Genomic DNA, 26993 nt, shown 5'->3' on the forward strand with positions numbered 1-26993 from the left:
TCCTTTTGCCTGCTTAAAGATTGAACGCACCCGAGTGCAGACTGCCGGTGTTGAGCAGGCCCGAGAGTTGGCCGGCAAACGCTGGGACGCCGCCCACCGCCCCGGTATTGCCGATGCCCGAGATAAAGCCGTTCAGTGTGCCTCCGGCGGCCTTATTGAACATGCCGGAAATCGTGCCACCCGCGCCGGTGACGGTGTTGAAGAAGCCGGAAACTCCGGTACCCGTGTTGCTGAAGCCGGAGTTAGGTGCGGCCACATTCGTGGTGGACCCGATGCTCGTATTCACATCGCCGGAATTCCACAAACCCGTGTTCGTGTCACCCGAATTCCCGAAGCCGGTGTTGGTATCGCCCGAATTCCAGAAGCCGGTGTTGTAGCTGCCCGAATTCCCGAAGCCGGTATTCAGTTGGCCCGAGTTGAAGATGCCGGTCTGCAGCGTGCCGCTGTTGCCGAAGCCTGTGTTTCCAGCGAACGAGTTCCCAAAGCCGAAGTTGCCGGCGCCCGCGTTCGCGATGCCGATGTTGCCCAAGGCACTGGGCGAGGCGGAGCTGGCATTGAAGATGCCTACGTTCCCATGTCCGGAGTTGAAGAAGCCGATGTTGTCGGTACCCGAGTTGCCGAAGCCGATATTGCCGCTACCGGTGTTTAGCCCGTTGAAAACGAACTGACCGGTTGCCGAGTTGAAATATGCGTTTCCGAAACCGACCAGTTTGTTACCGGTAAGACCGAAACCCACGTTTCCGTTGCCGTTGTTTCCGGCGCCGACGTTCTCGACGCCGATGTTTCCGATGCCGAAGTTTCCGTTGCCGTAGTTGCCTATGCCGAAGTTAACGCCTGGGTTGGAGCTGGTTAGGGGATTACCGGTGTTTCCGAAGCCGATGTTTTCGTTGCCGGTGTTCCCGCTGCCAAAGTTGCTGTTGCCGATGTTTGCGCTGCCGATGTTGTTATAGCTCGGCTTGGCCGCGGAGCCGTTTCCACCGCCGAAGTTTCCGCCGCCGGTGTTGCCGCTACCGACGTTGGCGGTGCCGGTGTTGCCGTTGCCGATGTTCCCGGTGCCGCCCTTATTGCCGATGCCTATGTTCGGCAATGCCTGCAACAACTGCGCGAATGGGTTCAACTGGGCTGCTGCCGCCACGGCACCCGCCTGATAGCCCGTCATCGCCGTGACATCGGCGGCCCACATCTCCTCGTACTGGGCCTCGGCGGCGGCGATTGCCGGCCCGAAAAGCCCAAGGAAATTCGACCGGACCAGCTGCACGAATGCGGTGCGGTTCGCCGCCACCGCGAGCGGGTGGATCGTCGCGCTCCGCGCAGCTTCGAATGCGCTGGCCACCGCCTGGGCCTGGCCGGCTGCTCCGGCAGCCCGCGCCGCGGCGGCGCTCAGCCACCCCGCATAGGGAGCGGCGGCGGCCGCCATAGCGGCCGCCGCTGGTCCTTGCCAGGCCTGCCCGGCCAGCCCCGAGGTCACCGAGGCAAATGAGTCCGCCGCCGCACCCAACTCATCGGCAAGTCCATTCCATGCCGCAGCAGCCTGCAGCATCGGCGCGGAGCCCGCACCGCTGAACATCCGCAGCGAATTGATCTCCGGTGGCAATATCGGAAAATTGACCATCGTTGGCCTCCTGCATAGTCCGCGGTCGCCACCGAGTCGGCCGTTGCGCGAATGGGACCGAGCGATTCTGGACAGATGCTATGGCGATGGCGGGGCGGGAACCGCGTGCTTTCGCCCCCCATATCGAGGACCAAAGTCACATTGCCGAGCAGCGTTCGATGGCTGGTTTGGTAACTACTCCACCAGTGCCGAGGCCGACTGCAGGTGGGCGATCGCGTCACGCACGATCGACTCGATCAACTCTTTGCACGACGGCAGGTCGTCGAGGATGCCAGCGACCTGACCGGACGCCAAAACGCCGGCGTCGGTGTTGCCCTCGACCAGTCCGGCCTTGAGCAGCATCGGGGTATTGGCCGCCATCACCACTTGTGACCAGGTCAGCTCCTTGCCGTGCCGCATGGCCAGGCCGTCTTGGATCATCGAGCGCCACGTCATCTGGGACATCTGCTTGAACTTGGCGGCGTTGCGCACCGCGGCGGTGAAACCCCTTGCCCGCGAGCCGCTTTCCAGCTTCTCCACCAGCCCGGTGCGCAATACCCGGTGCGGCATGCCGTCGACTCGGGTGGTGACGACGGTGCCGTCCAGTGCGGCCGCCAGATACCTCTGCTTGACCGCCTCGGGCACGGTCGAATCCGAAGTGAGCAGAAACCGGGTGCCCATGGCCACGCCGGCCGCGCCGTAGGACAGCGCCGCGGCCAGGCCGCGCCCGTCGAAGAACCCGCCCGCGGCGATCACCGGAATGCCGGTGCCCTCGACCGCATCCAGGACCGACGGCAACAGCAGTGTGGTGGCAACCGGACCGGTGTGGCCGCCGCCTTCGCCGCCCTGCACGATCATTGCGTCGGCGCCCCAGCCGGCGACTTTGCGTGCGTGCTTGGCCGCGCCGATCGACGGAACGACCACTGCGCCAGCCTCTTTCAGCCGGGCGATCAGTTCCTGCTTGGGGGCCAGCGCGAACGAGGCAACCTTGACGCCCTCGCGGATCATCAGCTCGACGCGATCGCCGGCGTCGGCGGCATCGGCGCGGATGTTGACACCGAACGGTTTGTCGGTGGCGGCCTTGACCTTCTTGATAGCGGTCGCCAGCTCGTCCAGCGTCATGGTGGCCGACGCCAGGATTCCCAGCCCGCCGGCGTTGGCCGTCGCCGATACTAGCCGTGCCCCGGCCACCCAGCCCATCCCGGTTTGCACCACCGGGTGCTCGATGCCGACCAGATCGGTCAGCGGCGTCTTCAGCCGCACTATCGGATCTCCCTGTCGCGCAGGGCCTTTGGATCGATCACTTCGCGGATGAGCCGCAGCTCGTCCGTGGTGGGCAGCCGGCTTTCACCGGCTTCGTCCAGGCCGTGCACCTCGAACGAGGTGGCCTCGCGAACCTCGTCGGGCGCCACCCCGGGGTGCAGGCTCAAGGCCCGCATGGTGCGCTCGGGGCCGCCGAAGTCGAACACGCCAAGATTGGAAATCACGCGGTAGACATTGACGAACCGGAACGCCGGGTTGTTCGCGTCCACCTTGTCGTAGCCGATGCCGGAGACGACGTCGACGGTTTCGGTGAAGACCCGCTTGGAATGGTTGCCCACCCAGTAGCTGGTCGCGTGGTTGATGGTGTTGCCTGGTGAGCCGCGGACGCCGAACATCTGCCGGGTCGGTTGTTGCAAGGGTCCGAACGCCGAAATGTTCTGGTTGCCATAGCGGTCAACCTGATTGGCGCCCATCACCACGTGCCGGCGGCCCCAGGCCAGCGTCTCGAACACCCGGCCAAACGGCATCCAGCCTTCGACCGCCCCCGTCTTGCCCAGTGCCGGGGTATCGGCCAGGAGCTGGGCCTCGCCGTCGGTCAGCAGGATGTCGGGGGAGAAGGTGAGTCGGGCCAGCCGGGCGCCGACCGACGCCATGTTGGTCATCGGGCTGATCATGATTTCGCCTGCGTCGCGGAATAATTCGGCGCAGGCGACAGCGCATATCTCGGCTCGGGTGCTGGTCATTTCGCGGCCTCCTCGGCGAACTTGCGCACGGCCGCCTGGTAGTCGTCTTCACTCCCGGACAGGTAGGTCTGGACGAACTGTTGCCAACCTTCCTCGGAACCGGCGGCTTCTGCGTAGTGCCGTTGGAACTTCTCGTCGCGACCGTAATCCGGCGCGGCGGTGGTGAAGTGGGCACCGTTGGGCGCTTCGACGACGGCGTCGACCATCATCCGGTTGATCAGCAGCGCTTGCGGGGGTACCGCTTTGACGAGTTCGTCGGTGGACACGACCTTTTCCACGGAGAGGAATCGCTTCCCGGCGGCCATCAGGAAGAGATCGTCGAAGTAGGGGTCAATGCCCGTGTAAGCCGCATTGCCTTGCGCGTCACCGAGATTGAGGTGCGCGAAGGCCGCGTCCAGGCGCAGGGCCGGCATGGCGATGAGCGTCTCGTGTCCGCCGTCGGTGGGGTATGGGCTGGTGACGGTCTGTAGCTCGCCTTCCCAGAAGTCCAGCACCGAGCTGCCCAGCCCGGCGCGAATCGGCAAGAACGGCAGCCGTTGTGCCGCGGCCTGCAGTCCACAGCGCAGCATGCCTTCGTCCATCTCCCGGGCCTCGATCGCACCCGTGGTGCGGGCCTTGGCGAACCACGGGTCATAGAAAGGCGGCGAATCCAGCGATACGAAGCCGTAGTAGACGCGCTTCACCTTGCCGGCTGAGCACAGTAGGCCCAAGTCCGGTCCGCCATAGGTGACTATCGTCAGGTCGGTGATGTCGGTGCGCAGCAGCGCACGGACGAAGGCCATCGGCTTGCGACGCGATCCCCAGCCGGCGATGCCGATCGTCATGCCGCTTTGTATCTGTGCGACGGCTTCGTCGAGGGTAGTCAGCTTGTTCATGACTTCTTCACAAACGCGTCGCGGTGCTCGTCGGAAACGCCGGCGAGGTTCAGTTCGAACGTAAAGCCTTGTTCCATCCGGTAACTCGAGTTGACCCGTTGCACGTCGATCAGGTTCAGCGCCTCTTTGGCGGCCCGGATGACGCGGGTGTCCTTGGCGGCGATATCGCGTGCGACCCGTAGCGCGGCCTCGTCGAGTTCGCCTCTGGGGACCACCTCGTGTACCGAGCCGAAGTGGTGCAGGGTGGCGGCGTCGACGGTGGCGGCGGTGAAGAACAGCCGTCGCATCATGTGCTGGGGCACCAGCCGGGACAGGTGGGTGGCGGCGCCGAGCGCGCCGCGCTCGACCTCCGGCAGACCGAAGGTGGCATCGTCGGAGGCGACGATGACGTCGGCGTTGCCGACCAGCCCGATGCCGCCGCCGACGCAGAACCCGTTGACCGCGGCGATCACCGGTACCGCGCACTCGTAGACCGCACGGAAGGCTGCGAAGCAGCCGCGGTTGGCGTCGATCAGTGCGGTGAACCCCTCGGTGCGTTGCATCTCCTTGATGTCCACACCGGCGTTGAAGCCGCGGCCCTCGGCGCGCAGAATCACCGCGTGGGTATCCGGGTTCCGCCCGGCCGCAGTTATGGCGTCGCCGAGCTCGAACCAGCCTGCCGACGGAATGGCGTTCACGGGTGGATAGTCAACGGTGACCGCGACTATCCCTGGCTCGGGATTGGTGGAGGTGATCGTCATCGAGACTCCTAGGTACCGAAGCAAGCACTTGCTTGGTACACTACCACAGTGCTGTCAGCGTCCCCATCTGGAGAAGCCATCAATCTTGGGTTAACGGGGCGAGTGGTGTTGGTGACGGGGGGTGTTCGCGGCGTAGGGGCCGGCATCAGTTCAGTTTTCGCCGAGCAGGGCGCGACCGTCATTACCTGCGCGCGACGACCTGTCGACGGTCTTCCGTATGAGTTTCACAGCTGCGACATTCGCGACGAGGATTCGGTCAAGCGGCTTTTCGGCGCAATGACCGAAAAGCATGGGCGTCTGGACGTATTGGTCAACAATGCCGGCGGCTCCCCGTACGCTTTGGCCGCCGAAGCCACGCATAACTTTCACCGCAAGATCGTCGAGCTCAATGTCCTTGCGCCATTGCTGGTTTCGCAGCATGCACATGCGTTGATGCAAGGCCAGCCGGGCGGCGGGTCGATCGTGAATATTTGCAGCGTCAGCGGCCGTCGGCCCACTCCGGGCACCGCCGCATACGGCGTTGCCAAAGCGGGTTTCGAAAACCTCACTACCACACTGGCGGTGGAATGGGCGCCCAAGATTCGCGTCAACGCGGTGGTGGTCGGCATGGTGGAAACCGAACAGTCCGAACTGTTTTACGGTGACGCCGAGTCAATAGCCCGGGTGGCGGCGACCGTTCCGCTGGGCAGGCTGGCCAAGCCGGCCGACATCGGCTGGGCCGCAGCGTTTCTGGCTTCCGACGTCGCTTCCTATATCAGCGGAGCGACGCTCGAGGTGCACGGCGGCGGCGAGCCGCCGCCATACTTGGCCGCTTCGAGCGCCAATAAGTAACGAGTAGAGGAGTAGTGGGTATGGGCTTGCTGGACGGCCGTGTCGTCATCGTCACCGGAGCGGGCGGCGGGATCGGCCGCGCGCACGCGCTGGCCTTCGCGGCCGAAGGCGCCCGCGTCGTGGTCAACGACATCGGGGTGGGACTGGATGGTTCTCCTGCCGGCGGCGGGAGCGCGGCCCAGGGCGTGGTCGACGAAATCACCACTGCCGGAGGCGAAGCCGTTGCCAACGGATCCGACGTATCGGACTGGAACCAGGCCGCGAGCCTGATCCAAGGTGCCGTCGACGCGTTCGGCCGGCTGGACGTTCTGGTCAACAACGCCGGTATTGTGCGCGACCGCATGATGGCCAACACCAGCGAGGAAGAGTTCGACGCCGTGATCGCCGTGCACCTCAAGGGCCACTTCGCCACCATGCGGCACGCTGCTGCGTATTGGCGGGCACTGTCCAAAGAGGGCAAAGCTGTTGAGGCGCGTATCATTAACACCAGCTCCGGTGCCGGATTGCAGGGCAGCGTCGGGCAGGGCAACTACAGCGCCGCCAAGGCGGGTATCGCGGCCATGACGCTCGTGGCGGCTGCCGAGATGGGTCGATACGGCGTCACCGTCAACGCCATCGCGCCGTCGGCGCGCACCCGCATGACCGAAACTGTGTTCGCCGAGATGATGGCAACCCAGGACCGGGAATTCGACGCCATGGCACCGGAAAATGTTTCGCCACTGGTGGTTTGGCTGGGCAGCACCGCATCGCGTGACGTCACCGGGAAGGTGTTCGAGGTCGAGGGCGGCAAGATTCGCGTCGCCGAAGGCTGGGCGCACGGACCGCAGATCGACAAAGGTTCACGGTGGGATCCCGCCGAGTTGGGGCCCGTCGTCGCCGACCTGCTGGCCAAGTCGCGCACGCCGGTTCCGGTTTACGGGGCTTAAGCCGGCGTTTCGCCGGCCCGAGCGTGCGCAAATGTACGCCTGATACGGCGTGTCGCGGTACAGACACGCACGCTCGCGGTAATTAATCGCAGATGACGATCGGAATCTTTCGGTCGGTCCAGGACTGGTAGTCGTCGTAGCCCGAATACATCTCCACCAGTTTCGGCCAATAGTGTGCGCGTTCTTCCTCGGTGGCGTCCCGCGCGGTGAGCTCCAGCACTTCTTTCTTGATCTGCACCTGCACTTTGGGATTTGCCTTCAAGTTGAGGTACCACAGTGGGTTTTTCGATGATCCGCCCCGGGACGCGGCCACGATGACCCGGTCGCCGTCGCGCAGGAAATACAGCGGGCTGACTCGAGGTTCGCCGGTCTTGCGGCCGGTGGTGGTGAGCAGGGCAACGGGAATGTTCTGGAACGTGCCGCCGATGCCTTCGCCCCCGTTGCGGCGGTACATCCAGGTGTTGAGGCGCGACATCCATTTGATGAAGAAATCGCTGAAGGGCGAATTCAGAAACCGCGGCGGTGATTTCGGCATGGTCACACCCTAGCGCTGGATGAACGGACGGAAACGAACCCTGATGTGCTGGATCTCCGCTCTGCCGGTTGGGCTGTCCGCGGGAATCACGAAGGTTTCGGCTACCCGCGAGGCGATCCGGCGGCGGCCGAACACCGCCTTGGTCAGCACGTCGTAAGCGGCGTGCACTTCGTCGCCGACAATGCGATATTGCGGTGGCGTGGTATCGGCGATGACGCGGTACTGCGGCCCGCGATTAAGGCTGCGCCGCAAGTGATTTCCGGAGAATCCGTTCTTGACGCCCTGCTCGATTCTGGTGCAGCCGGACGCGAACGGGACCGTGTCGCCGTCGTGGCTGACCAGGGCATCGATGTATGCCTGCGCGGCCGCGATACGGCTCTCTTCGGAGACGACCACCCTGAGTTAGATGCGTTCGATGATGGTGCCGGTGGACAGCGCGCCGCCCGCGCACATGGTGATCAGCGCGGTGCTTTGATCGGTGCGCTCCAGCTCGTGCAATGCCGTGGTGATCAGCCGGCTGCCAGTGGAGCCGACCGGGTGGCCCAGCGCGATCGCGCCGCCGTTGACGTTGACCTTGGCCATGTCCGGCTCGTGCACCCGCGCCCAGGACAACACCACCGATGCGAAGGCCTCGTTGATCTCGGTGATGTCGATGTCGCCCATCTTCATCCCGGCCTTCTCGAGCACCCTGGCCGTCGACTGCACCGGCCCGTCCAGGTGGTAGTAGGGCTCGGCGCCGACGAGGGCCTGGCTGATGATCCGGGCCCGGGGCTTGAGGCCGAGGGCCTTGGCTTTGTCTTCGTCCATCCACAACACCGCCGCCGCGCCGTCGGAAATCTGGGAGGACGTGCCGGCCGTGTGGATGCCGCCCTCCATCACCGGCTTGAGCGCGCTCAGGCCGGACAGCGTGGTGTCGCGCAAACCCTGGTCGCGGCTGATGGTGACGCGCTCGGAGGTCGGTTGCTTGTTCTCGTCGAGTGCCGGCGCCACGATGGGCGAGATCTCCCGGTCGAAGCGGCCCTCGATCCAGGCCTGCTTGGCTTTGGCCTGCGACCCGTACCCGAACTCGTCGATGTCCTCGCGGGTGATGCCGCGTCGTTTGGCGATTCGCTCGGCGGCCTCGAACTGGTTGGGCATGTCGATGTCCCAGGACTCGGCGCGGATCGCGGCACGGTCCGGGCCGGCATTGGCGCCCAGACCCACCCGGCTCATCGCCTCGATGCCGCACGCGATGCCGATGTCGATGGCGCCCGTCGCGATCAGGCCGGCAATCAGGTGGTTGGCCTGCTGGCTACTGCCGCACTGACAATCCACGGTGGTGGCGCCGACGTGCTCGGGCAATCCGGCGGTCAGCCAGGCCACCCGGCTGATGTTGTTGGATTGTTCGCCGAACTGGGTAACACATCCCCCAATGACCTGCTCGACGTCGCCAGGGTTGATCCCGGCTTTTTCCACTAGGGCCTTTTGCACCGCGCCCAGGAGCTCGGTGGCGTGCAGTCCAGACAGCCATCCATTGCGTTTGCCGATAGGGCTGCGGGTGGCTTCAACGATTACCGGGTTACCCATGTGGCAAGGCTAGAACACGTTTCATTACTATGACAAGCAAGGATACTCTGGCGCCTTTTGTCTGCGGTAAAGGCATGTTTTACTGGCATCAGAAGATCACTAGGACAGCTAGTGCTTGTATCGCCGGTCAGCGAAGACTGCATTAAGGAGAAGTACCGTGCCCAGCCCTAACATTCCGCCCGGGTTCGATTTCACCGACCCCGATATCTATGCCGAGCGGATCCCAGTAGAAGAGTTCGCCGAGGTGCGCGCCGCCGAGCCGATTTGGTGGAATGAGCAGGCTGAGGGGCAGGGTGGCGGCTTCCACGACGGTGGCTTCTGGGCCGTCACCAAGCTCAACGACGTCAAAGAGATCTCCCGGCGCAGCGACGTCTTCTCCAGCTTCGAGAACGGTGTGATCCCGCGGTTCAACAACGACATCGCCCGCGAGGACATCGACGTTCAGCGCAGCGTCATGCTGAACATGGACGCTCCGCACCACACCCGGCTGCGCAAGATCATCTCCCGCGGGTTCACGCCACGTGCGGTCGGGCGCCTACATGACGAACTGCACGAACGCGCCCAGAAGATCGCCGCGGAAGCCGCCGCCGCGGGGTCCGGCGACTTCGTCGAGCAGGTCTCCTGTGAGCTGCCGTTGCAGGCCATCGCCGGTCTGCTCGGGGTTCCGCAGGAGGACCGCGGCAAGATTTTCGACTGGTCGAACGAGATGACCGGCAACGACGACCCCGAGTACGCCCACATCGACCCGAAGATGTCGTCGTTCGAGTTGATCAGCTACGCGATGAAGATGGCAGAGGACCGGGCCAAGAACCCCGGCGACGACATCGTGACCCAGCTGATCGAGGCCGACATCGACGGCGAAAAGCTCTCCGATGACGAGTTCGGTTTCTTCGTGGTGATGCTGGCCGTAGCCGGTAACGAGACCACCCGCAACTCCATCACCCAAGGGATGATGGCTTTCGCCCAGTTCCCCGACCAGTGGGAGCTCTACAAGAAGGAGCGCCCGGAGACCGCTGCCGACGAGATCGTCCGCTGGGCCACCCCGGTCACCTGCTTCCAGCGCACCGCGCTCGAGGACTACGAGTTGAGCGGCGTGCAGATCAAGAAGGGCCAGCGGGTGGTGATGTTCTACCGCTCGGCCAACTTCGACGAAGAGGTCTTCGAGGACCCATACACGTTCAACATCCTGCGTAACCCCAACCCGCACGTGGGCTTCGGCGGCACGGGTGCGCACTACTGCATCGGGGCCAACCTGGCCCGGATGACGATCAACCTGATCTTCAACGCGGTGGCCGATCACATGCCCGATCTGACGTCGATTTCGGCGCCCGAGCGGTTGCGGTCCGGGTGGCTCAACGGCATCAAGCACTGGCAGGTCGACTACACCGGCACCGGCAAGTGCCCGGTGGATCACTGATGGATTTCGATCTCTCCGCTGAACAGCAAGCGGTTGCCGACGTCGTTACGTCGGCGCTGAGCCGGGATTTCAGGTCGGCGACGATGCGGGCCGCGCAGCGGCCCGAGGAGGAGTCGGGCAAATCCAGCCCAAGCTGGGCCGCCTTGGTCGACGGTGGCGTGACGGCGCTGGCGGTGCCCGAGCGCCTGGGTGGTGACGGTGTGGGCCTGGCCGAGGTGGGGACGGTGCTGACCGAGATTGGGCGCCACGGCTTGGTGGCGCCGGGGTTGGCCACGCTGGGCTTCGGTGTGGTGCCGCTGCTCGAGTTGGCATCCGATGAGCAACAGGATCGGTTTCTGGCCGCAGTGCCCAAGGGTGGCGTGCTCACGGCGGCGCTCAACGAGCCGGGTGCGGCGCTGCCGGACCGGCCGTCGGTGGTCTACGCCGACGGACGGTTGTCGGGCACCAAGGTCGGTGTGGCGTATGCGGAGTCCGCGGATTGGCTGATCGTGACGGCCGATGGTGCGGTTGTTGTGGTGTCGCCGCGGGCCGACGGCGTGCAGCTGGTCCGCACGCCGACGTCGAACGGCTCGGACGAGTACGTCGTCACGTTCGATGGTGTTGCGGTCGCTGATTCCGATGCCTTGGCCGGTGCTTCGGTGCGACGCGTTAACCAGTTGGCGCTGGCGGCAATTGGCGCGTACGCCGACGGGCTGGTGGCGGGCGCCTTGCGGCTGACCGCCGACTACGTGGCCGCGCGTAACCAATTCGGCAAGCCACTGTCGACCTTCCAGACGGTGGCCGCGCAGCTTGCGGAGGTCTACATCGCTTCGCGCACCATTGATTTGGCGTCAAAGTCGGTGATCTGGCGGCTGGCCGAAGGGCGCGATGCCGATTCCGACCTGGACGTGCTGGGGTACTGGATTACCTCGCAGGCGCCACCGGCGATGCAGCTTTGTCATCACCTGCACGGCGGGATGGGGATGGACATCACCTATCCGATGCACCGGTACTACTCCACAATCAAAGACTTGACCCGGCTACTGGGCGGGCCTTCTCATCGTCTCGACCTGGTGGGAGCGTAATGTTCATCGACCTGACTCCGGAGCAGCGGCAGCTGCAAGCCGAGATACGGGAATACTTTTCGAACCTGATCTCCTCCGAGGAGATGAAGGAGATGGAGAAGGACCGGCACGGTGCGGCCTACCGCGCGGTGATCCGGCGCATGGGTCAAGACGGCAAGCTGGGTGTCGGGTGGCCAAAAGAATTCGGCGGCCACGGTTTTGGACCGGTCGAGCAGTCGATATTCGTCAACGAGGCGCATCGGGCCGATGTGCCGTTGCCCGCGGTGACGTTGCAGACGGTCGGTCCTACCCTGCAGGTCTACGGCAGCGAATTGCAGAAGAAGAAGTTCCTGCCGGCAATCCTGGCCGGTGAGGTGCACTTCGCGATCGGCTATACCGAGCCAGAAGCGGGCACGGACCTGGCATCCCTGCGGACCACGGCCGTCCGCGACGGCGATCACTACATCGTCAACGGCCAGAAGATCTTCACCACCGGGGCCCATGACGCCGATTACATCTGGCTGGCCTGCCGCACCGACCCCGAAGCCGTAAAGCATAAAGGCATTTCGATCCTGATCGTCGACACCAAGGACCCCGGCTACTCCTGGACACCGATCATCCTGTCCGACGGCGCCCACCACACCAATGCCACGTACTACAACGACGTACGGGTGCCGGCCGACATGCTGGTCGGTGAAGAGAACGGCGGGTGGCGGCTGATAACCACGCAGCTCAACAACGAGCGGGTGATGCTCGGCCCGGCGGGGCGAGTCGCCGGAATCTACGACCGCGTGCACACCTGGGCGTCCAAACCAGGCGGCGACGGTGTCACGCCCATCGATCACGACGACGTGCGGCGTGCACTCGGCGAGATCTATGCGATGTGGCGGATCAACGAGTTGTTGAACTGGCAGGTGGCAGCAGCTGGCGAGGATATTAACGTCGCGGATGCGGCATCCACCAAAGTCTTTGGCACCGAGCGCATTCAATACATTGGCCGGCTGGCCGAGGAGATCGTTGGCAAATACGGTAACCCGGCCGAATCGGACACCGCCGAGCTGCTCGAGTGGTTGGATTCCCAGACCAAGCGCAATCTGGTGATCACGTTCGGCGGCGGGGTGAACGAAGTGATGCGGGAGATGATCGCCGCTTCTGGTCTCAAGGTGCCCAGGGTGCCGCGATGACTGATATTCACGATGCTGTCGCCCAGATCAAGGCGGCCGGCAGCAGTAAGGCGCGTGCCGCACGGGACCCGGTCAACCAGCCCATCATCAACAACTGGGTGGAGGCCATCGGCGACCGCAACCCGATCTATGTGGACGAAGCAGCGGCCCAGGCCGCCGGTCATCCCGGAATTGTGGCCCCTCCGGCCATGATTCAAGTGTGGACGATGTTCGGTCTGGGCGGGGAACGTCCCAAGGACGATCCGCTGGGGCCGATCATGCAACTGTTCGACGACGCGGGCTACATCGGTGTGGTGGCCACCAATTGCGAGCAGACCTACCACCGGTATCTACGGCCGGGCGAGCAGGTGAGCGTCACCGCTGAGATGGGCGACGTCGTGGGGCCCAAGCAAACTGCGCTTGGCGAGGGCTTTTTCGTCAACCAGCACATCGTGTGGCGGGTCGGCGACGAGGATGTCGCCGAAATGAATTGGCGCATTTTGAAATTCAAGCCGGGAGCCGCCGATTCCAGTTCCGCGGCTGTGCCCGACGACCTCGATGCGGATGCCATGATGAGGCCGTCGTCGTCGCGGGATACCGCCTTCTTCTGGGAAGGTGTTGCGGCGCACGAATTGCGGATTCAGCGTCTTGCCGATGGCAGTTTGCAGCATCCGCCGGTGCCGGCAGTGTGGCAGGACCCCGCTGCACCTGTGGACTATGCAGTGTCCAGCGGCCGCGGCACGGTGTTCAGTTTCGTGGTACACCACGCTCCGAAAGTGCCCGGCCGCACACTGCCTTTCGTTATCGCGTTAGTGGAGCTCGAGGAAGGCGTGCGGATGCTGGGCGAGCTGCGCGGGATCGACCCCGCTGCGGTGCAGATCGGCATGCCGGTGCGGGCGATGTACATTGACTTTCCGGACTGGTGCCTCTACGCGTGGGAGGCTGACGAATGACGGTCGTTGGCACGGTGCTGCCGGAACTGAAACTGTATGGGGACCCGACGTTCATCATCTCAACGGCGCTGGCCACCAGGGACTTTCAAGACGTCCACCATGACCGGGACAAGGCCGTGGCGAAGGGATCGAAAGACATCTTCGTCAACATCCTGACCGACACCGGACTGGTGCAGCGCTATGTTACCGACTGGGCCGGGCCGTCGGCGTTGATCAAGTCGATCGGGCTGCGGTTGGGGGTGCCCTGGTATGCCTACGACACCGTTACGTTCTCCGGTGAGGTTGTGTCGGTAGAGGATGGTTTGATCACGGTTAAAGTGTTTGGCCGCAACAGCCTTGGCGATCATGTGATTGCAACGGTGACGCTGACGAACGGGGATGTTTAGTGTTGTCGGGTAAGGCCGCGATTGTGGGCATTGGCGCGACTGATTTCTCGAAGAATTCGGGACGGTCCGAGCTGCGGCTGGCGGCCGAGGCGGTGCTGGATGCGCTTGATGACGCCGGTCTTTCGCCGTCGGATGTCGACGGGCTGACGACGTTCACGATGGACACCAACACCGAGATCGCCGTCGCGCGTGCGACCGGTATCGGTGAGCTGAAGTTCTTCTCGAAAGTTCACTATGGCGGTGGCGCGGCATGTGCGACCGTGCAGCACGCGGCGATGGCGGTGGCGACCGGCGTGGCCGATGTGGTGGTGGCCTACCGGGCGTTTAATGAGCGCTCCGGCATGCGATTTGGCCAGGTGCAGACCCGGCTGACCGAAAACGCCGACTCGACGGGTGTGGACAATTCGTTCTCGTATCCACACGGGCTGTCGACGCCGGCGGCGCAGGTCGCGATGATCGCCCGGCGGTACATGCACCTGTCCGGCGCTGCTAGCCGAGATTTTGGCGCGGTGTCGGTGGCCGATCGCAAGCATGCCGCGCGCAATCCGAAGGCGTACTTCTACGAGAAGCCGATAACCATTGAGGACCACCAGAATTCGCGGTGGATCGCCGAGCCGCTGCGGCTGCTGGACTGCTGCCAGGAGACCGACGGCGCGGTGGCGATCGTGGTGACATCGGCGGACCGCGCGCGGGATCTCAAGCATCGTCCGGCGGTTATCGAGGCGGCGTCGCAGGGGTCGAGTCCCGACCAGTACACGATGGTCAGCTATTACCGGCCGGAGTTGGATGGTCTGCCCGAGATGGGTTTGGTGGGCCGGCAGTTGTGGGCGCAATCGGGTTTGCAGCCGACTGACATTCAGACGGCTGTGCTGTATGACCACTTCACGCCGTTTACGCTGATTCAGTTGGAGGAGTTGGGATTCTGCGGCCGTGGAGAGGCTAAGGATTTCATTGCCGACGGCGCGATTGAGTTGGGCGGGCGGCTGCCCATCAACACTCACGGCGGTCAATTGGGTGAGGCCTACATCCATGGCATGAACGGCATCGCCGAGGGGGTGCGGCAGTTGCGGGGGACTTCGGTGAACCCAGTGCCCGACGTTGAGCATGTGCTGGTTACCGCGGGGACGGGCGTGCCTACTTCTGGGTTGATCCTGGGCTAGTTCCTTTGCTTGGCGGGCGAGCGTGAAGCTAGCTTCACGCTCGCTGCCCACCGTGAAGCTGGCATCAGCTTCGTTGACTGAAGTGACGGTGGCGTCGCGGCATGTAACGCTGCTGCGGTGCTCGGAGAGCCATTCATCGGCAGCGAGGCTATCGCCGACGGAGTGCTTACCAAGAATCAGCTGTTCACCAGATATGCGCGGATATTCCGTGATGTATACGTTGATCCGGACCTTGAAGTCACGGCAGTGCTGCGCGCGAAGGCTGGCTGGTTATGGGCGGGGCGTCGCGGCGTAATCGCCGGGTTTTCAGCCGCAGCGTTGCATGGCAGTAAATGGGTTGACGCCACCAGGGCGGTGGAGCTGATCCACGATAGCCGACACCCGCTGCCGGGAATTCTGACGCGTGGAGACCGCATCGGGGAGGAAGAGATCGAAGTTGTCGATGGTCTGCCTGTCACATCGCCGCCCAGAACCGTGCTCGATCTTGGCTGCTGGTATCCGACCATGACCGCAGTGGCAGCTATCGACTCGCTTGCTCGCGCAACGGATGTTAAGGCGAAGGATGTTGACCTGCTGATTGGCCGATACGGCGGGCGCCGCGGCATCGTGCAAGCGCGTCGCGCGGTCGAGCTTTTCGACTCCGGCGCGCAATCGCCGAAGGAGTCCTGGTTGCGGGTGGTGCTCGTGCAGGCCCGGTTGCCGCGACCAGCAACGCAGATTCCGGTATGCGATGAGTTTGGTGAAGCGATCGCCTATCTCGACATGGGCTGGGAAGATGTGAAAGTGGCCGTCGAGTACGACGGCGATCAGCACCGCAACGATAGGAACCAGTTCGCTTGGGATGTAAAGCGATTGGAGATGCTACAGCGGCGAGGATGGATCGTCATCAGGGTACTCGCCGGCGACAAGCCGGCGGAGATCGTCCGACGGGTGCGTGCGGCATTGGCTGCCCGGCGAGCGTGAGCTTGGCTTCACGCTGGAGCTCGAGCGTGAGGCTCGCTTCACGTTCGGCGCAGCTCGACGCCGCTCAACACGACGGCGTTGTCGCGCGAAGGCGCGACAACGCCGGCCAAGAAGCGGCCGTTGTCCTTCCACACGTTGACTCGCAACGTTTCCCCCGGATAAGCCACACCCGCGAAGCGCGCGCCGTACGCCGATACGGCCGTGGCATCGCCGTCGAGCAATGCGTCGGTGATGGCTTTGCACGTCATGCCGTAGGTACACAGACCATGCAGGATAGGGGCGGGAAAGCCTGCGGCAGCCGCGAATTCGGGGTCTGAGTGCAGGGGGTTGCGGTCGCCGCAGAGCCGGTAGAGTAGCGCCTGCTGCGGCAGAATCGGCATCGCGAGCTCCAGGTCGGGTGCCCGATCCGGCGCCGCTTCCGAACCCGACGGCCCCCGCTCACCGCCGAAACCGCCCTCGCCGCGGGCGAAGATCGATCGCTTCTGCGTCCACAACAGCGCGCCGTCGGGTGCGGTGACGGTCGTCTCGCTCCAGATGACCGCCGCCTTGCCCTTGTCCCAGATATCGGTGAACCGGGTGACGGCCCGCGCCGAACCCGAAGGTGGCAGCGGCGCAGGCACTTCCACGCGTTCAGACGCGTGCAAGACCTTGCCCAGCTCGATGTCGATGCCGGGAAACCTTACGACCGGCGGCTTGGTGGCGTGAAAGGTGGCGGCAACGTTGCCGAAGGTCGGCAAAACCTGCGGCGTGTCATCGATCAGATAGCGCAGCTCGCGTGGGTCCAGTGGATCGGCGCCGGCACCCAGACCGAGGTGGTAGAGCTGGATATCGCTGCTGTTCCAAGAGAATTCGATGGGATCCAGCTCGGCGGCCAGCGCTTCTTCGACGTTGATCGGCATATCAGCGGCTCTCCGCGATGTGCAGGGCGGCCAGGTAGCCGAAGGTCATCGCCGGCCCAATGGTGCCGCCCGGCCCGGGGTAGGTGTGGCCCATAACTGGGGCGCTGACATTGCCGGCGGCGTAGAGACCCTCGATGATGCTGCCGTCGTCGCGCAGTGCGCGTGCGTGGACATCGGTGCGGATGCCGCCTTTGGTGCCCAAGTCGCCGGGTACCATCTTGGCCGCGTAGTAGGGCGCCTGGCTGATTTCACCGAGGTTGGGGTTGGGCTTATTGGTGGGGTCGCCGTAGTACCGGTCGTAGGCGCTTTCGCCGCGGTGGTAATCGTCGTCGACCCCGGCGCGTGCGAAGCCGTTGAAACGCGCTACGGTCGCCATGAATTCGCCGGCCGGAAGCCCGGCCTTGTCGGCCAGTTCCTCAAGCGTATCGGCCTGGATGATCACGCCGGAATCCATCCACTTCCGTGGAATGCGTTGCCCGGCTTGCAATCCGGCAAAGATGTAGCGGTCCCGGTACCGCTGGTCGAAGACCAGCCAGGCGGGAATGTTCTCGCCGGGGCCGGGCCCTTGACCGTATTCGCCGCCGTACATGTGATGGCATGCCTCGACGTAGGGCATCGATTCGTTCATGAAGCGCTTGCCGGACATGTTGACGATGATGGAGCCGGGGGAGTTGCGCTCGGACAGGGCGAACCACGGTGCGCCGACCAGCGGCACCGTCGGGCCCCACCACGCGTCTTCCATCACATCCAGTGCGGCGCCGAGCTTTTCACCGGCGATGATGCCGTCACCCGTGTTGGCTTTGGCTCCCACGGTCCACTCGGTGGTGATGGGTGCGCGCTGGTATTTCACCCGCATCTGTTCGTTGTGCTCGAATCCGCCGGAAGCGAGAATGACCGCGCGCCGGGCCCGGATCAGCTGCGGGTCAGCGGATTCCGATGCAGTGGTGTCACGGACGTAGACTCCGCGCACCACGTTGTCCTCGACGTACAGGTCGGTCAACGCGGTGTTGAGCTGGACCGGGACGCCGGCACGCTGCAAGCCGATCCGCAACGGCCCGATCAGTGCGCGGCCCATGCCGACGAGGTTTTTGCCGGTCGACTTCGCCCACATGGTGCGTGCGCCGACCTTCAAGCTGCGCAGCACGCCGCGCGGGTGTCGCTTGAGCTGATTGAGTCGCACGTAATCCTGCTGCATAACAACGACATTCAGCGGTACTTTGCCGTAAGCGGGCTCCAAACCGGCCTCATCGGGGCCGAGCTTACGGGCGTTGAACGGCTTGGGCTCGATGGAGCGGCCGTGCGCACGGCCGCCGGGAGCCTCGGGGTAGTAGTCGGAGTACCGCGGCACCCAGCACATTTTCAACGGTGTGTTCTTCAACACGAACGACAGCATCTCCGGCCCACGCTCGAGGTAGGTGTCGATGCGCTCGGGTTCAACGACATCGCCGATGATGCCGTGCAGGTACGTGCGTGCCGCCTCGGGGCTGTCCTTGACGCCGTCGCGCTTGAGGACCTCGTTGTTGGGAATCCAGACGCCGCCGCCGGAGCGCGCGGTGGAGCCGCCGAAGTGTGCGGCCTTTTCGATGACTAGTGTCGAGAGGCCGCGGTGCGCGGCGGTGAGGGCAGCCACCATGCCGGCGCCGCCGCTTCCGACCACGACGACGTCGTACTCCTGTGCTGTCATGTAGAACACGTTATAGAATTGCCAGGGTCGGGCGCTACTGGCCCGGTCACCACGAGGGCGGAAAGACAAGGGGACTTCGGTAAATGCTCCATGTTGCGATCCGCGACGAGCTTGCCGCCGACTTGGCGCAAGCTGAGCGCAGCCGGGAACCGATCACGCCGCTGACGGCCGACTATCCCGATATCGATGTCGTCGACGCTTACGAGATTCAGCTGATCAATATCCGCCAACGAGTCGCCGAGGGCGCTCGGGTGCTGGGCCATAAAGTCGGTCTTTCATCGAAGGCGATGCAGCAGATGATGGGCGTCGACGAGCCGGACTATGGTCATCTCCTCGACGAGATGCAGGTCTTCGAAGACACCCCCGTGAAGGCGGCCAACTACCTGTATCCGCGGGTAGAGGTGGAGGTGGCCTTCATCCTGGCCGGGGATCTGCCCGGGGCGGATTGCACCGAAGAGGACGTGCTGGCGGCGACCGAGGCGCTGGTTCCGTCCATCGAGCTGATCGATACCAGGATCACCGACTGGAAGATCGCGCTGTGCGACACCATTGCCGACAATGCCTCGTCGGCGGGATTCGTGTTGGGCAAGGCGCGGGTGTCGCCGGCCGATATCGACATCAAGGCAATTGAGGCGACGTTGACCCGCAACGGTGAAGTGATCGCCGAGGGCCGCAGCGATGCGGTGTTGGGTAATCCCGTGACGGCCGTGGCCTGGCTGGCGCGCAAAGTGGAGAGCTTCGGGGTGCGGCTGAAGGCGGGTGACGTGGTGCTTCCCGGATCGTGCACGCGGGCCATAGATGCCCGTGCCGGCGACGAATTCGTGGCTGATTTCACGGGTCTGGGCGCAGTTCGATTGTCGTTCGAATAAGGAGCAACATGCCGGCTAAGGCAAGTGTGGCGATCGTCGGGTCGGGAAACATCAGCACTGACCTGCTGTACAAACTGCTGCGCTCGGAATGGCTGGAACCGCGCTGGATGGTCGGCATCGACCCGGAGAGCGAAGGCCTGGCGCGGGCCCGCAAGCTCGGCCTGGAGACCAGTCATAAGGGGGTCGACTGGCTGTTGGAGCAGCCAGAGAAGCCCGATCTGGTATTCGAAGCGACCAGCGCCTACGTGCACAAGGACGCGGCTCCCAAGTATGAGGCCGCCGGAATCCGCGCCATCGATCTGACACCGGCCGCCGTCGGCCCCGCCGTCATCCCGCCGGCCAACCTGCGTGCGCACCTGGACGCGCCGAACGTCAACATGATCACCTGCGGCGGGCAGGCGACGATTCCGATCGTCTATGCCGTTTCCCGGGTCGTAGAGGTTCCCTACGCCGAGATCGTCGCCTCCGTCGCGTCGGTGTCGGCAGGCCCGGGTACCCGGGCCAATATCGACGAGTTCACCAAGACCACCTCGCGCGGTGTGCAGACGATCGGTGGCGCCGCACGTGGGAAGGCGATCATCATTTTGAACCCTGCCGACCCGCCGATGATCATGCGCGACACCATCTTCTGCGCTATCCCCGAGGACGCCGATCGGGAAGCGATCGCGAAATCCATCCACGACGTAGTAGCCGAAGTTCAGACCTATGTGCCGGGATACCGGCTGCTCAACGAGCCGCAGTTCGACGACCCGTCGGTGAACTCCGGCGGCCAGGCGCTCGTCACCACGTTCATCGAGGTGGAAGGGGCCGGCGACTACCTGCCGCCGTACGCCGGGAATCTGGACATCATGACCGCGGCGGCCACCAAGGTCGGCGAGGAGATCGCCAAGGAGACCCTCGCGGTGACGGGAGGCGCACGATGAGCGGCCACATTCTGCAAGGCGCGTGGGACGTTCGGATCACCGACACTTCACTGCGCGACGGATCGCACCACAAGCGCCATCAGTTCACCAAAGACGAGGTCCACGCGATTGTCACGGCCTTGGACGCGGCCGGGGTGCCGGTGATCGAGGTGACCCATGGCGACGGGCTGGGCGGTTCGTCGTTCAACTACGGTTTTTCGAAAACCCCTGAGCAGGAACTGATTAAGCTCGCCGCCGAAACGGCGAAAGAAGCCAAGATCGCCTTCTTGATGCTGCCCGGCGTGGGCACCAAGGAGGACATCAAAGAGGCGCAGGACAATGGCGGGTCGATCTGCCGGATCGCCACCCATTGCACCGAGGCCGACGTGTCGATTCAGCACTTCGGGCTGGCCCGGGAACTGGGTCTGGAAACCGTCGGGTTCCTGATGATGGCCCACACCATTCCGCCTGAGAAATTGGCGGTCCAGGCGCGGATCATGGCCGACGCGGGCTGCCAGTGCGTGTACGTCGTCGACTCGGCGGGCGCACTTGTGCTCGACGGGGTGGCCGACCGGGTATCGGCACTGGTCGCCGAACTCGGTGACGACGCCCAAGTCGGTTTCCACGGACACGAAAACCTCGGCCTGGGCGTGGCCAACTCGGTGGAGGCCGTGCGCGCGGGCGCCAAGCAGATCGACGGCAGCGTGCGGCGGTTCGGCGCAGGCGCGGGCAACGCGCCGGTCGAGGCGCTCATCGGGGTGTTCGACAAGATCGGCGTCAAGACCGGCATCGATTTCTTCGACATCGCCGACGCGGCCGAAGACGTGGTGCGGCCGGCGATGCCGGCCGAATGCGTGCTCGACCGTAATGCCTTGATCATGGGGTACTCCGGCGTGTATTCGAGCTTCCTCAAGCACGCGGTCCGCCAAGCCGAGCGCTATGGGGTGCCGGCACATCAGCTTTTGCACCGGGCCGGACAGCGCAAGCTCATCGGCGGCCAGGAGGATCAACTCATCGATATCGCTTTGGAAATCAGGCGCGAGCTTGATAGCCCCGCGACGCGTTGAGAAATCGGTCCCGGTGATCCCGCTGTTCGGCGAATTTGACCGAAAGGCAAATTACCGGAGCGGGTTGCCCTAGCGTTCTCCACACCAGCCGGAGTCGGGAACGGGGTGTGGGATGAACTTTGCGGTTTTGCCGCCGGAAATCAATTCGCTGCGGATGTTCATTGGCGCCGGGTCGGCGCCGATGTTGCAGGCGGCAGTGGCGTGGCAAGGATTGGCCGACGAGCTCGGGTCGGCGGCGGCGTCGTTTGCGTCGGTGACTTCCGAGCTGACCGCCCAAGCGTGGCAGGGCCCGGCCGCGGCCGCGATGGCAGCGGTCGCGGCGCCGTATGCGGGGTTCCTCAGTTCGGCGGCGACGCAGGCCTCGGGGGCCGCCGGGCAGGCCAAGGCGGTGGCCGGGGCCTTCGAGGCGGCCAAGGCGGCCACGATTCACCCGCTGACGGTCGCGGCCAATCGAAATGCATTTGTGGCGCTGGTGCGGTCGAACTGGTTGGGGCTCAATGCGCCCGCGATCGCGGCCGCCGAGAATTTTTACGAGCAGATGTGGGCCGCTGATGTCAGCGCCATGGCGGGCTATCACGCAGGGGCCGCCGCTGCGGCCGCGCAGTTGGCGCCCTGGGCGCAGGCGCTGCAAGACCTGCCTAATTTGGGCGTCGGCAACATCGGTAAAGCCAACCTGGGCAGTGGCAATACCGGGGACACCAACATCGGCAGCGGCAACTTCGGCAATTCCAATCTTGGCAGCGGCAATGGCCTTTCGTTCGGCCTGACCGGTAGCGGAAACATCGGCAGCGGCAACATCGGCAATGGAAACCTCGGTAGCGGCAACTTCGGCGACAACAACTTCGGCTCTGGCAACGGCTCATTTGCCACGGGCAAGGGCAATGCGAACCTGGGCAACGGGAACTTCGGCAGTATCAACATCGGCAGCGGCAATTTCGGCAACTCCAACATCGGCTTCGGCAACACCGGTGACGGCAACATCGGCAATGGCAACGCCGGCGGCAGCAATCTGGGCAGCGGCAACACCGGGAGCTTCAACCGTGGTTTCGGCAACACCGGCATCGGCAACATCGGTTTCGGCAACACCGGCCACCACAACTTCGGTATCGGCCTCACCGGTGACAATCAGGTCGGGATAGGCGGCCTGAATTCAGGCACCGGCAACATCGGGTTGTTCAACTCCGGCACCGGCAACATCGGATTTTTCAATTCCGGTGACCACAATTTCGGCATCGGCAACTCCACCAGTTTCAACGTCGGCATCGGAAACTCCGGCGCGGACCAGGGCCTGCCGGTAGGTCACAACACCGGATTCGGCAACTCTGGCAGCCTTAACACCGGGGCGGGCAACGGCGGCTTCTTGAATACCGGAATCGGCAATGGTGGGTTCGCGAATTTCGGTATAGGCAACGGTGGCGAGTTGAACACAGGCAATTTCAACGCGGGAATTCTCAACACGGGCAACTTCAACGGCGGGGGCTACAGCACCGGCGACTTCGGATCCGGAATATTCAACACCGGCTGGGCGAATTCCGGCTCGACGAACACCGGCCTGTTCAACGCGGGCACGCTCAACACGGGCGCCGGATTCATCGGAACCGGCACCTCATTGAGCTCGGGATTCGGTAATACCGGAACTGGGAGCTCGGGCTTCTACAACGCGGGCGACGGCACCTCGGGCATCCAGAACGGCGGCTCCAACGAGACCGGGTACTTCAACGCCGCCAGCGCGCTCGGCTCGTCAGGCATTGCTAACCGGGGCTTCAACAACGCGGGCTTCGGTAACTCCGGTGTGCTCGTCACGGGTTTCGCCAACGCGGGTGAGAACAACTCGGGCGGCTTCAACTCGGGTGATGATCAGTCGGGCTTCGGGCACTGAAGGTAGCGGTCCCGCGCGCGTAGGCTCGAATGGGACATCTGCGCTGCGCAAAGGAGCAATCCGATGACCCTGACTGCCAAGATCTGCGGCTTCCTTGCCGCTGCCACCGCCGCCGTGGCGATCGCGATGCCCGTGGCCGGCGCGGCTCCGGGGCAGTGCAACACCACTTTCGGCCAAACCGCGTCCGAACAGGTTCAGGGCTACCTTGACCGGCATCCCGACGTGAAGGCCGAGCTGACGGCAAGATCACAGGCTGACGGATCTAACGGCAACCTGATCGACTACCTCAACCGGCATCCCGATGTGCGCCAGGCACTGATCACGCTGGCCAACCAATGCACCTCCTGAGGTGATCGGGCTTCGTTCGTGAGCGCCGCTGACGACGCGCGCAAATGTTCGCGGTTGACTCAAAACAGGAACACGTTCTAGCGTCGAGGGCGTGTGCGCCACTCCCGTTTCAAACCCGCTGACCGAGGCGATCGCGGAGGCCGAGAAATTGGTGGCCGCCGCACCGTTCATCGAAACCGAAGCCGACTTGCTGGAAGGGCTGCAGTATCTGGCCGGTTGTATCGCGGGCTGTATGCATCTGGCATTCGACTACGAACGCGACCACCCGTTCCTGCAGTCGGGCACCGGGCCGTTCACCAAGATGGGCCTGGACAACCCCGACACGCTCTACTTCGGCACCCGCGTGCACGCCGACCGCGACTATGTGGTGACCGGCCGGCGCGGCAGCACCACCGACCTGAGCTTCCAGCTGCTCGGCGGCGAGTACACCGACGCCAATGTGCCGCCGAGCCAGGCCGCATTCGACGACCGCGAACTCGAGATCGCCGCCGACGGCAGCTTCGAATGGCGGGTACGCCCGACTAGCCCTGGTCAGCTGGTGATCCGCGAGGTGTACGGCGACTGGTCGGCGCAGCGCGGCACCCTGGCCATCTCCCGGCTGGACACCGCCGGTACCGGTCCGCCGCCGCTGACGCGGCAGACCGTCGAAAAGCGTTATGCCACAGCCGGAAAGCAATTGGTAAACCGGGTGAAGACCTGGCTGCAGTTTCCGCAGTGGTTCTATCTCGACATCCCGGTAAACACGATGGTGGCTCCCCGACTGACTCCGGGCGGGCTGGCAACCCAGTATTCGTCGGTGGGACATTTCGAGCTACGTCCGGATCAGGCGCTGGTGATCACGGTGCCGGTGTCCGATGCGCCCTACCTCGGTTTCCAGTTGGGCAGCATGTGGTACATATCGCTGGACTACATCAACCACCAGACGTCGCTGAACAACACTCAGGCGCAAGCGGATCCGGACGGCAAGGTTCGCATCGTCGTCGCCGACCAGAATCCCGGCGTGACAAACTGGGTTGAAACGCTTGGCCATCGGCGCGGGATCCTGCAGTTCCGCTGGCAGCGGGTGTCGCGCGAGTTGACCGAGGCCGACGGGCCCACGGTCGAGCTGGTCGATTTCGACACCATACCGGCGACATTGCCGCATTTTCAACACAACAAGATTTCCGAGGAGGACTGGCGCGCTCGAATTGCCATGCGCCAGCAGCAAATTGCGGCCAGGATGCTGGGGTGACCGAGATGCTCAAGCGAAAAGTAGTGGTGATCAGCGGTGTCGGTCCGGGGCTGGGGACCACGTTGGCGCAGCGGTGTGCGCGCGACGGGGCCGACCTGGTGCTGGCGGCTCGCAGCGCCGAGCGTCTCGACGATGTGGCCAAGCAGATCACCGACATTGGCCGCCGGGCGGTGGCGGTGCCGACCGACATCACCGACGACGATCAGGTGAGTAACCTAGTCGACGCCACCATGGCGGCCTACGGCAAGGTTGACGTGCTGATCAACAACGCTTTCCGAGTGCCGTCGATGAAACCATTGGCCGGCACCACGTTTCAGCACATCCGCGATGCAATAGAGCTCAGTGCGCTGGGTGCGTTGCGGCTCATTCAAGGATTTACGCCGGCTTTGGCCGAGGCGCATGGCTCTGTCGTCAACGTCAACTCCATGGTGATCAGGCACTCTCAGGCCAAGTACGGCGCCTACAAGATGGCCAAGTCCGCCCTGCTGGCGATGTCGCAATCGCTCGCCACCGAACTCGGCGAGCAGGGCATCCGGGTGAATTCGGTTGCGCCTGGCTACATCTGGGGCGACACGTTGCAGGGATACTTCGAACACCAGGCCGGCAAGTACGGCACCACGGTGGACCAGATCTACCAGGCCACCGCGGCGAACTCCGACCTGAAGCGGTTGCCCACCGAGGACGAGGTGGCTTCGGCGATCCTGTTCTTCGCCAGCGATCTGTCCAGCGGCATCACCGGGCAGACCCTGGACGTCAACTGTGGGGAGTACCACGTCTGATGGCTGACCGGACCGATATCGGTACCGTCGACGAACTGCACGCCTCGGCCACCAAGCTGGTGGGGCTCGACGACTTCGGCACCGACGAGGACAACTACCGCGAAGCGCTGGGCGTGCTATTGGACTCTTATCGGCGGGAAGCGGGCCTGACGGTGTTGGGCAGCAAGATGAATCGGTTCTTTCTGCGTGGTGCGCTGGTGGCGAGGTTGTTGTCCGAGGCGGCCTGGAAGCAGTATCCGCAGCATGCCGACGTCGTGATTTCGCGTCCGATTTTCGTTACCGGTTTGGTGCGTACCGGCACCACTGTGCTGCACCGAATGCTGGGCGCCGACCCGATGCATCAGGGCCTGCACATGTGGCTGGCCGAGTTCCCACAGCCCCGGCCACCGCGCGACACCTGGGATTCACATCCGTTGTACCGCCAGCTCGATGCGCAGTTCACCCAGCACCACGCCGAAAACCCCGAGTACACGGGACTGCATTTCATGGCCGCCTACGAGCTGGAGGAGTGCTGGCAGCTTTTGCGGCAGTCGCTACATTCGGTGTCCTACGAGACGCTGGCACACCTGCCCAGCTACGCGCAGTGGCTTTCTGGTCAGGACTGGACGCCGTCGTATCAGCGGCACCGCCGCAACCTGCAGCTGATTGGGCTCAACGACGCCGAAAAGCGTTGGGTACTCAAGAATCCCAGCCATCTGTTCGCATTGGACGCGTTGATGGCAACGTACCCCGACGCGCTGGTGATACAGACGCACCGGCCGGTCGAGACGATCATGGCGTCCATGTGCTCGCTGGCCCAGCACACCGCCGAGGGGTGGTCGACTTCGTTCATGGGCGCCCAGATCGGTGCGGACGCCATGGAAACCTGGTCGCGCGGGCTGGAGCGGTTCAACGCCGCACGGGCGAAATATGATTCGGCTCAGTTCTACGACGTCGACTACCACGACTTGATCGCCGACCCACTGGGCGCGGTGGCCGACGTCTACCGGCACTTCGGCCTAACGCTGACCGATGAGGCGCGAAAGGCCATGGAAGACAGCCACGCCGAAAGCCAGACCGGGGCGCGGGCGCCCAAGCACAAGTACTCGCTTGCGGACTACGGGCTTACCGTCGAGGCGGTCAAGGAACGGTTCGCCGGGCTGTAATTGGTCTCAGGCGTCACATGCGTATCTGTGTTCGG

27 protein-coding genes are annotated in these 26993 nt (G+C 64.1%); 17 read left to right on the forward strand and 10 right to left on the reverse strand.

The annotated features are described in order from the left end of the window. Positions 1-13: 13 nt before the first annotated feature. From AWC27_RS09335 to echA20, 5 genes are all read right to left on the reverse strand, one after another. On the reverse strand, positions 14-1612 hold the full coding sequence (locus AWC27_RS09335; RefSeq protein ID WP_085670208.1) for a PPE family protein: 1599 nt from the start codon (positions 1610-1612) through the stop codon (positions 14-16). 174 nt (positions 1613-1786) lie between these two features. After that, on the reverse strand, positions 1787-2854 hold the full coding sequence (gene ipdC, locus AWC27_RS09340) for a (3aS,4S,5R,7aS)-5-hydroxy-7a-methyl-1-oxo-octahydro-1H-indene-4-carboxyl-CoA dehydrogenase (protein ID WP_085670209.1): 1068 nt from the start codon (positions 2852-2854) through the stop codon (positions 1787-1789). After that, on the reverse strand, positions 2854-3597 hold the full coding sequence (gene ipdB / locus AWC27_RS09345; RefSeq protein ID WP_085670210.1) for a cholesterol ring-cleaving hydrolase subunit IpdB: 744 nt from the start codon (positions 3595-3597) through the stop codon (positions 2854-2856). Before ipdB ends, ipdC begins: the two co-directional genes overlap by 1 nt. Next, entirely contained in the window at positions 3594-4472 is an 879-nt protein-coding gene (gene ipdA / locus AWC27_RS09350) for a cholesterol ring-cleaving hydrolase subunit IpdA (RefSeq protein WP_085670211.1), read from the reverse strand. The genes ipdB and ipdA overlap by 4 nt, the downstream gene beginning before the upstream one ends. Continuing rightward, positions 4469-5212, reverse strand: coding sequence for a (7aS)-7a-methyl-1,5-dioxo-2,3,5,6,7,7a-hexahydro-1H-indene-carboxyl-CoA hydrolase (gene echA20 / locus AWC27_RS09355; RefSeq protein ID WP_085670212.1), 744 nt, complete (start codon positions 5210-5212; stop codon positions 4469-4471). The genes ipdA and echA20 overlap by 4 nt, the downstream gene beginning before the upstream one ends. Positions 5213-5263: 51 nt before the next feature. Here echA20 and AWC27_RS09360 point away from each other — a divergent pair, with 51 nt between their 5' ends. Both AWC27_RS09360 and AWC27_RS09365 read left to right on the forward strand, forming a co-directional pair. Beyond that, positions 5264-6043: an SDR family oxidoreductase gene (locus AWC27_RS09360; protein ID WP_085670263.1), complete on the forward strand. Its 780-nt coding sequence runs from the start codon at positions 5264-5266 to the stop codon at positions 6041-6043. A 20-nt stretch (positions 6044-6063) separates the two neighbouring features. Next, positions 6064-6969: an SDR family oxidoreductase gene (locus AWC27_RS09365; RefSeq protein ID WP_085670213.1), complete on the forward strand. Its 906-nt coding sequence runs from the start codon at positions 6064-6066 to the stop codon at positions 6967-6969. Between the two features lie 82 nt (positions 6970-7051). Here the strand turns inward: AWC27_RS09365 and AWC27_RS09370 are convergent, their stop codons facing one another. Genes AWC27_RS09370 through AWC27_RS09380 form a run of 3 tightly spaced genes read right to left on the reverse strand, consistent with a single transcriptional unit; the run spans position 7052 to position 9070 of the window. Continuing rightward, a complete protein-coding gene (locus tag AWC27_RS09370; RefSeq protein ID WP_085670214.1) occupies positions 7052-7504 on the reverse strand; it encodes a nitroreductase family deazaflavin-dependent oxidoreductase in 453 nt (150 codons plus the stop codon). 9 nt (positions 7505-7513) lie between these two features. Beyond that, positions 7514-7900, reverse strand: coding sequence for a DUF8021 domain-containing protein (locus AWC27_RS09375; RefSeq protein ID WP_085670215.1), 387 nt, complete (start codon positions 7898-7900; stop codon positions 7514-7516). Positions 7901-7906: 6 nt separating this feature from the next. After that, entirely contained in the window at positions 7907-9070 is a 1164-nt protein-coding gene (locus AWC27_RS09380) for a steroid 3-ketoacyl-CoA thiolase (protein ID WP_085670216.1), read from the reverse strand. 157 nt (positions 9071-9227) lie between these two features. Here AWC27_RS09380 and AWC27_RS09385 point away from each other — a divergent pair, with 157 nt between their 5' ends. The 7 genes from AWC27_RS09385 to AWC27_RS09415 all read left to right on the forward strand — a co-directional run bounded on the left by AWC27_RS09385 (position 9228) and on the right by AWC27_RS09415 (position 16155). Next, positions 9228-10487 carry a cytochrome P450 gene (locus tag AWC27_RS09385; RefSeq protein ID WP_085670217.1) on the forward strand — a complete coding sequence of 420 codons (1260 nt, stop codon included), beginning with the start codon at positions 9228-9230 and terminating at the stop codon, positions 10485-10487. Beyond that, positions 10487-11551, forward strand: coding sequence for an acyl-CoA dehydrogenase family protein (locus tag AWC27_RS09390; RefSeq protein ID WP_085670264.1), 1065 nt, complete (start codon positions 10487-10489; stop codon positions 11549-11551). The genes AWC27_RS09385 and AWC27_RS09390 overlap by 1 nt, the downstream gene beginning before the upstream one ends. Then, positions 11551-12714 carry an acyl-CoA dehydrogenase FadE29 gene (fadE29, locus tag AWC27_RS09395; protein ID WP_085670218.1) on the forward strand — a complete coding sequence of 388 codons (1164 nt, stop codon included), beginning with the start codon at positions 11551-11553 and terminating at the stop codon, positions 12712-12714. Before AWC27_RS09390 ends, fadE29 begins: the two co-directional genes overlap by 1 nt. Then, the gene (locus tag AWC27_RS09400) at positions 12711-13646 is read left to right on the forward strand and encodes a bifunctional MaoC family dehydratase N-terminal/OB-fold nucleic acid binding domain-containing protein (RefSeq protein ID WP_085670219.1); all 936 of its coding nucleotides are present in this window, start codon (positions 12711-12713) and stop codon (positions 13644-13646) included. Before fadE29 ends, AWC27_RS09400 begins: the two co-directional genes overlap by 4 nt. Continuing rightward, positions 13643-14032, forward strand: coding sequence for a MaoC family dehydratase (locus AWC27_RS09405; protein ID WP_085670220.1), 390 nt, complete (start codon positions 13643-13645; stop codon positions 14030-14032). Before AWC27_RS09400 ends, AWC27_RS09405 begins: the two co-directional genes overlap by 4 nt. Further along, entirely contained in the window at positions 14032-15192 is a 1161-nt protein-coding gene (locus AWC27_RS09410; RefSeq protein WP_085670221.1) for a lipid-transfer protein, read from the forward strand. The genes AWC27_RS09405 and AWC27_RS09410 overlap by 1 nt, the downstream gene beginning before the upstream one ends. Positions 15193-15309: 117 nt before the next feature. After that, a complete protein-coding gene (locus AWC27_RS09415; RefSeq protein ID WP_085670222.1) occupies positions 15310-16155 on the forward strand; it encodes a hypothetical protein in 846 nt (281 codons plus the stop codon). A 38-nt stretch (positions 16156-16193) separates the two neighbouring features. Here AWC27_RS09415 and AWC27_RS09420 read toward each other — a convergent pair whose 3' ends face one another. Further along, on the reverse strand, positions 16194-17054 hold the full coding sequence (locus AWC27_RS09420; RefSeq protein ID WP_085670223.1) for a MaoC/PaaZ C-terminal domain-containing protein: 861 nt from the start codon (positions 17052-17054) through the stop codon (positions 16194-16196). Between the two features lies 1 nt (position 17055). After that, entirely contained in the window at positions 17056-18738 is a 1683-nt protein-coding gene (gene kstD / locus AWC27_RS09425) for a 3-oxosteroid 1-dehydrogenase (protein ID WP_085670265.1), read from the reverse strand. 83 nt (positions 18739-18821) lie between these two features. On the opposite strand from kstD, the gene AWC27_RS09430 reads away from it, so the two are divergent. The 8 genes from AWC27_RS09430 (at position 18822) to AWC27_RS09465 (ending at position 26958) form a co-directional block, all read left to right on the forward strand. Beyond that, positions 18822-19607 (forward strand): 2-keto-4-pentenoate hydratase, encoded by a 786-nt coding sequence (locus AWC27_RS09430; protein WP_085670224.1) that lies wholly within the window; start codon positions 18822-18824, stop codon positions 19605-19607. Positions 19608-19615: 8 nt separating this feature from the next. After that, positions 19616-20530 (forward strand): acetaldehyde dehydrogenase (acetylating), encoded by a 915-nt coding sequence (locus AWC27_RS09435; RefSeq protein WP_085670225.1) that lies wholly within the window; start codon positions 19616-19618, stop codon positions 20528-20530. Positions 20531-20541: 11 nt separating this feature from the next. Next, the gene (dmpG, locus tag AWC27_RS09440) at positions 20542-21576 is read left to right on the forward strand and encodes a 4-hydroxy-2-oxovalerate aldolase (protein WP_139836866.1); all 1035 of its coding nucleotides are present in this window, start codon (positions 20542-20544) and stop codon (positions 21574-21576) included. A gap of 112 nt (positions 21577-21688) precedes the next feature. Further along, positions 21689-23455 (forward strand): PPE family protein, encoded by a 1767-nt coding sequence (locus tag AWC27_RS09445; protein ID WP_085670227.1) that lies wholly within the window; start codon positions 21689-21691, stop codon positions 23453-23455. A 63-nt stretch (positions 23456-23518) separates the two neighbouring features. After that, positions 23519-23803, forward strand: a complete 285-nt coding sequence (locus tag AWC27_RS09450) for a hypothetical protein (protein WP_085670228.1) — start codon at positions 23519-23521, stop codon at positions 23801-23803. A gap of 91 nt (positions 23804-23894) precedes the next feature. Next, on the forward strand, positions 23895-25034 hold the full coding sequence (locus tag AWC27_RS09455; RefSeq protein WP_085670229.1) for a hypothetical protein: 1140 nt from the start codon (positions 23895-23897) through the stop codon (positions 25032-25034). Next, complete coding sequence (locus tag AWC27_RS09460; protein ID WP_085670230.1) at positions 25031-25813, forward strand: SDR family oxidoreductase; 783 nt, start codon at positions 25031-25033, stop codon at positions 25811-25813. The genes AWC27_RS09455 and AWC27_RS09460 overlap by 4 nt, the downstream gene beginning before the upstream one ends. After that, positions 25813-26958, forward strand: a complete 1146-nt coding sequence (locus tag AWC27_RS09465; protein ID WP_085670231.1) for a sulfotransferase family protein — start codon at positions 25813-25815, stop codon at positions 26956-26958. The genes AWC27_RS09460 and AWC27_RS09465 overlap by 1 nt, the downstream gene beginning before the upstream one ends. Positions 26959-26993: the final 35 nt, after the last annotated feature.

Source organism: Mycobacterium szulgai (assembly GCF_002116635.1).
Classification (GTDB): domain Bacteria; phylum Actinomycetota; class Actinomycetes; order Mycobacteriales; family Mycobacteriaceae; genus Mycobacterium; species Mycobacterium szulgai.

Coding starts and splice junctions, on each gene's coding strand:
- AWC27_RS09335 (WP_085670208.1), bottom strand. CDS start 1,612: ATGGTCAATTTTCCGATATTGCCACCGGAGATCAATTCGCTGCGGATG.
- ipdB (WP_085670210.1), bottom strand. CDS start 3,597: ATGACCAGCACCCGAGCCGAGATATGCGCTGTCGCCTGCGCCGAATTA.
- AWC27_RS09420 (WP_085670223.1), bottom strand. CDS start 17,054: ATGCCGATCAACGTCGAAGAAGCGCTGGCCGCCGAGCTGGATCCCATC.
- AWC27_RS09465 (WP_085670231.1), top strand. CDS start 25,813: ATGGCTGACCGGACCGATATCGGTACCGTCGACGAACTGCACGCCTCG.
- AWC27_RS09370 (WP_085670214.1), bottom strand. CDS start 7,504: ATGCCGAAATCACCGCCGCGGTTTCTGAATTCGCCCTTCAGCGATTTC.
- AWC27_RS09450 (WP_085670228.1), top strand. CDS start 23,519: ATGACCCTGACTGCCAAGATCTGCGGCTTCCTTGCCGCTGCCACCGCC.
- fadE29 (WP_085670218.1), top strand. CDS start 11,551: ATGTTCATCGACCTGACTCCGGAGCAGCGGCAGCTGCAAGCCGAGATA.
- kstD (WP_085670265.1), bottom strand. CDS start 18,738: ATGACAGCACAGGAGTACGACGTCGTCGTGGTCGGAAGCGGCGGCGCC.
- ipdA (WP_085670211.1), bottom strand. CDS start 4,472: ATGAACAAGCTGACTACCCTCGACGAAGCCGTCGCACAGATACAAAGC.
- AWC27_RS09380 (WP_085670216.1), bottom strand. CDS start 9,070: ATGGGTAACCCGGTAATCGTTGAAGCCACCCGCAGCCCTATCGGCAAA.
- AWC27_RS09365 (WP_085670213.1), top strand. CDS start 6,064: ATGGGCTTGCTGGACGGCCGTGTCGTCATCGTCACCGGAGCGGGCGGC.
- AWC27_RS09445 (WP_085670227.1), top strand. CDS start 21,689: ATGAACTTTGCGGTTTTGCCGCCGGAAATCAATTCGCTGCGGATGTTC.
- echA20 (WP_085670212.1), bottom strand. CDS start 5,212: ATGACGATCACCTCCACCAATCCCGAGCCAGGGATAGTCGCGGTCACC.
- AWC27_RS09400 (WP_085670219.1), top strand. CDS start 12,711: ATGACTGATATTCACGATGCTGTCGCCCAGATCAAGGCGGCCGGCAGC.
- AWC27_RS09390 (WP_085670264.1), top strand. CDS start 10,487: ATGGATTTCGATCTCTCCGCTGAACAGCAAGCGGTTGCCGACGTCGTT.
- AWC27_RS09405 (WP_085670220.1), top strand. CDS start 13,643: ATGACGGTCGTTGGCACGGTGCTGCCGGAACTGAAACTGTATGGGGAC.
- AWC27_RS09430 (WP_085670224.1), top strand. CDS start 18,822: ATGCTCCATGTTGCGATCCGCGACGAGCTTGCCGCCGACTTGGCGCAA.
- AWC27_RS09435 (WP_085670225.1), top strand. CDS start 19,616: ATGCCGGCTAAGGCAAGTGTGGCGATCGTCGGGTCGGGAAACATCAGC.